Genomic DNA, 3,723 nt, shown 5'->3' with positions numbered 1-3,723 from the left:
GATATGGCTGCCGGCACCCCTGGCGCCAATCAGCCAGTCCTTGCCGACGGGATCGTGGATGATGCCGGCGACAGTCTCGCCCTTGACCACGACCGCCAGCATGACGCCGAACAGCGGCACGCCGGAGGCGAAATTGAAAGTACCGTCGACCGGGTCGATGACGAAGGCCAGATCGGCATCGCCCAACCCGTTTAAAAGCGCTGGATTGTCGGAACAGGCCTCCTCGCCGACGACCATCGCTGAGGGATACCGCTCGCGCAGCCGCGCGGTGATCAGCCGCTCGGCATTGACGTCGGCTTCGGTCACCAGGTCGGCGGCCGACGTCTTCTGCCTGACATCGCCATCGCCCAACCGGCGAAAGCGCGGCATGATCTCGGCAAGTGCCGCCTCGGCCAGAATGCCGGCCAGCCAGCCGATCGCGGTGTCGTCAAATGTCATCGGCTTGCCTTGTGGTGAGGGTCTCGTTGAGGGCAGCGAAATCGAACAGCTTTCTGTCGAGCAGATGCGATGGCCTGCTGTTCGACAGCGCGCGCAGCATCGTATCCTTGCGGCCCGGCATGCGCTTTTCCAGGTCCTCGAGCATCGCCTTCATGGCGTTGCGCTGAAGACCTTCCTGGCTGCCGCAGAGATCGCAGGGAATGATCGGGAATCGCATGGCGGCAGCGAATTTTTCCAGATCGACCTCGGCGCAATAGCTCAATGGCCGCAGCACCATGACGTCGCCTTCGTCATTGAGCAGTTTTGGCGGCATGGCGGCGAGACGCCCGCCATGGAAGAGGTTCATGAAGAAGGTCTCGAGAATGTCCTCGCGATGGTGGCCGAGCACCAGCGCCGAGCACCCCTCCTCGCGTGCAATGCGGTAGAGATGGCCGCGCCTGAGACGCGAGCAGAGCGAGCAATAGGTGCTGCCCGCCGGCAGCTTGTCGGTGACGACGGAATAGGTGTCCTGATATTCGATCCGGTGCGCAATGCCGTTGCTGTCGAGATAGTCCGGCAGGATATGTTTGGGGAAATTCGGCTGGCCCTGGTCGAGATTGCAGGCCAGAAGATCGACCGGCAAGAGCCCGCGCCATTTTAGGTCGAGCAGCACCGCGAGCAGGCCGTAGGAATCCTTGCCGCCCGATAGCGCTACGAGCCAGCGCTGGCCGGGCTTGACCATCGAGAAATCCTCGATCGCCTGCCGGGTCAGCCGCAGCAGCCGCTTGCGCAGTTTGTTGAACTCGACCGAGGACGGCACGTCGGCGAACAGCGGATGGAAACCGCCTTCGCTGTCGGCGACCGGTTCGAGCGTTTCAATGTCTGGAAGCATGTTCATGGCATGTCGCTTTCAATGGCCCAGAGCGCCGGATTAGCGGACATGACCGACAAAGAAAAGGCCGCCTCGACGGGCGGCCTTCGCAGGATGTCGCAGAACGCGCTCGTTTAGCGCGAATAGAATTCGACGACCAGGTTCGGTTCCATCTGCACGGCGAACGGAACGTCCGCCAGGCCGGGGATGCGCGAGAAGGTCGCGACCATCTTGTTGTGATCGGCTTCGATGTAGTCCGGCACGTCGCGCTCGGCGAGACCGACCGCTTCCAGAACGATGACCAGCTGCTTGGACTTTTCGCGGATTTCGACGACATCGCCCGGCTTGCAGCGGTACGAGCCGATGTTGACGCGCTTGCCGTTGACGTTGACGTGACCGTGGTTGACGAACTGACGGGCGGCGAAAATGGTCGGCACGAACTTGGCGCGGTAGACGACCGCGTCGAGACGCGACTCGAGCAGGCCGATCAGGTTTTCCGAGGTGTCGCCCTTGCGGCGGTCAGCCTCTTCATAAACCTTGCGGAACTGCTTTTCCGAAACGTCGCCATAGTGCCCCTTCAGCTTCTGCTTGGCGCGCAGCTGCAGGCCGAAATCGGAAAGCTTGCCCTTGCGGCGCTGGCCATGCTGGCCGGGGCCGTATTCACGCTTGTTGACCGGGGACTTCGGGCGGCCCCAGATGTTTTCGCCGAGACGGCGGTCGATCTTGTACTTCGCGGATTCGCGCTTGCTCATCGCATTCCCTTTTCAAAACAACACACCCGGAACCTCATGGTCCGGGTGAAGGAAACGCGCCCTCCTCTGGCCTCCGTTTTCGAGACCTGACAGGGTTTTCCCACGCAACGCGGCGGAAAACCCACGGGACACGTCAGTTCAAACAAGATAGTAGAATTGGATTTCCACGCATCTTGCGCACATAAAGAAAACCACCGGGCATTGCGGCCCGGTGTTGGCGCGCTGATTAAACGGAGATTTAACCGGTGTCAAGCTTGTGGCTGGCGTAGGCCATGGCGACGATATAGCGTCTCTGGGTTGAGTACAGTGCCGGATGTGGCGGGAGGTTGCGCCAGCGGCATCAGGAAGGGACCGGAGCAGAGGAGCTACATTCGCATGAAGAAATTCTTCCTTACCCTGACAGGAGCCGCTGTGTTGGCGGGATCCATGGCGGTCATGACACCGGAGCCGGCTGAGGCCAGGCATTGGCAAGGGCACCGGCACCACCAGGCTTGCCGCATCGTGATCAAGAAGAAAATTATCTGGCGGCACGGCCACAAGAAGGTCATCCGCTACAAGATCAAGCAGTGCAGAGGGCGCTGGTAGGCTGCAATCCGGTCTCAGGCGGCCGACATCACTTCAAAGCCCGCGGTTTGGCCGCGGGCGTTTGATTCCGGCTCGTGTTCTTCGGCGTTTCCCTTGAACGGCGGACCGCACTCTAGCCTTTCGACTTCTTCTCCGGCAGGCCCTTGCGCTTCGTCTCGGCGAATTCCTCGAGCTGCTTTTCGCTCATCGATTCGTACATTCCCTTGGAAGCGCCCTGGAGTTCGCTCTTCTTGGTCTCGCCGCGCTTGGCCGACAGAGCCGCGCCGGCGGCTTTCTGCTGGGCTTTCGAGGTGGCTGGCATGGCTCTTTCTCCCGTTGGCATCAGGAGAAAACGCAACGACTGCCGTGATGTTCCGCTTCGCAATCACGACATCGCCAACCCGAACCCCTGCATCAGGCGGCGGGTGGGGAAATCGGCTCTTTTCGATGTGAAGACGGCAAGGTCGGGCCCTTCAGGCAACATCTCGCCACGACCGCTCGGATCGATGTCGGCGAGAAGCGACAGCGCCCGGCGCGCGATCGCTTCGGCGGGGTCGAGCCAGTCGACCGGCCAAGGCGCCGTCTTGCGCATACGATTGGCCAGAAAGGGGTAGTGTGTGCAGGCGAGCACGACGATATCCGTACGCAGCGCATCACGTTCGACGAAGCATGGCGCGATCTCGGCGCGCACGGCCTCCTCATCGACGAAGCCCTCACGCATGTAGATCTCAGCCAGTCCCGCCAGCCTGTCGCTGCCGACCAGGCGGACATGGCATTTCTGCGCCCATTTGCTGATCAGGTCGCGCGTGTACTGGCGCTTGACGGTGCCAGGCGTCGCCAGCACCGAAACCAGCCCTGAGCGCGTGCGTTCCGCCGCCGGCTTGATCGCAGGCACCATGCCGACAAAAGGATGCTCGGGAAATCTGTCGCGCAGCGCGTCGATCACCAACGTCGAGGCGGTGTTGCAGGCGATGACCGAAATGGCCGGCGCAAACCGCTCAAGCAGTTTGCCGAACAATTCAAGGATATGCACCCTCAGCGCCGGCTCTTCCCAGGCGCCATAGGGAAACGCAGCGTCGTCGGCGACATAGATGAAGCGGCGGTCGGGCATCAACACGC

At 61.7% G+C, this 3,723-nt stretch carries 6 protein-coding genes; 1 reads left to right on the top strand and 5 read right to left on the bottom strand.

Annotated elements, in window-relative coordinates:
* From EN991_RS27445 to rpsD, 3 genes are all read right to left on the bottom strand, one after another.
* Nucleotides 1–438, bottom strand: a 438-nt coding sequence (locus tag EN991_RS27445; RefSeq protein WP_281058814.1) for an inositol monophosphatase family protein, incomplete at its 3' end; no start/stop codon positions are given.
* Nucleotides 428–1,315, bottom strand: a complete 888-nt coding sequence (ttcA, locus tag EN991_RS27440) for a tRNA 2-thiocytidine(32) synthetase TtcA (protein WP_027162370.1) — start codon at nt 1,313–1,315, stop codon at nt 428–430. The genes EN991_RS27445 and ttcA, both read right to left, overlap by 11 nt.
* Before the next feature lie 107 nt (nt 1,316–1,422).
* Nucleotides 1,423–2,040, bottom strand: a complete 618-nt coding sequence (gene rpsD / locus EN991_RS27435) for a 30S ribosomal protein S4 (RefSeq protein WP_013532142.1) — start codon at nt 2,038–2,040, stop codon at nt 1,423–1,425.
* Between the two features lie 375 nt (nt 2,041–2,415).
* On the opposite strand from rpsD, the gene EN991_RS27430 reads away from it, so the two are divergent.
* Nucleotides 2,416–2,625, top strand: a complete 210-nt coding sequence (locus EN991_RS27430; protein WP_013532143.1) for a hypothetical protein — start codon at nt 2,416–2,418, stop codon at nt 2,623–2,625.
* A gap of 112 nt (nt 2,626–2,737) precedes the next feature.
* On the opposite strand, the gene EN991_RS27425 is transcribed toward EN991_RS27430, so the two are convergent.
* Entirely contained in the window at nt 2,738–2,926 is a 189-nt protein-coding gene (locus tag EN991_RS27425) for a DUF3008 family protein (protein WP_013532144.1), read from the bottom strand.
* A 63-nt stretch (nt 2,927–2,989) separates the two neighbouring features.
* A partial coding sequence (locus EN991_RS27420) for a glutamate racemase (protein ID WP_127369927.1) occupies nt 2,990–3,723 on the bottom strand: 734 nt, incomplete at its 5' end.

It is taken from the genome of Mesorhizobium sp. M7A.F.Ca.US.005.03.2.1 (assembly GCF_003997795.1).
Classification (GTDB): domain Bacteria; phylum Pseudomonadota; class Alphaproteobacteria; order Rhizobiales; family Rhizobiaceae; genus Mesorhizobium; species Mesorhizobium ciceri.
Note: the sequence above shows the minus strand (reverse complement) of the source record. Positions and strands in the feature narration are given on the sequence as shown.

Bases quoted from the DNA above. Each gene is read 5' to 3' on its own strand.
- EN991_RS27430 (WP_013532143.1), top strand. From the start codon at position 2,416: ATGAAGAAATTCTTCCTTACCCTGACAGGAGCCGCTGTGTTGGCGGGA.
- ttcA (WP_027162370.1), bottom strand. From the start codon at position 1,315: ATGAACATGCTTCCAGACATTGAAACGCTCGAACCGGTCGCCGACAGC.
- rpsD (WP_013532142.1), bottom strand. From the start codon at position 2,040: ATGAGCAAGCGCGAATCCGCGAAGTACAAGATCGACCGCCGTCTCGGC.
- EN991_RS27425 (WP_013532144.1), bottom strand. From the start codon at position 2,926: ATGCCAGCCACCTCGAAAGCCCAGCAGAAAGCCGCCGGCGCGGCTCTG.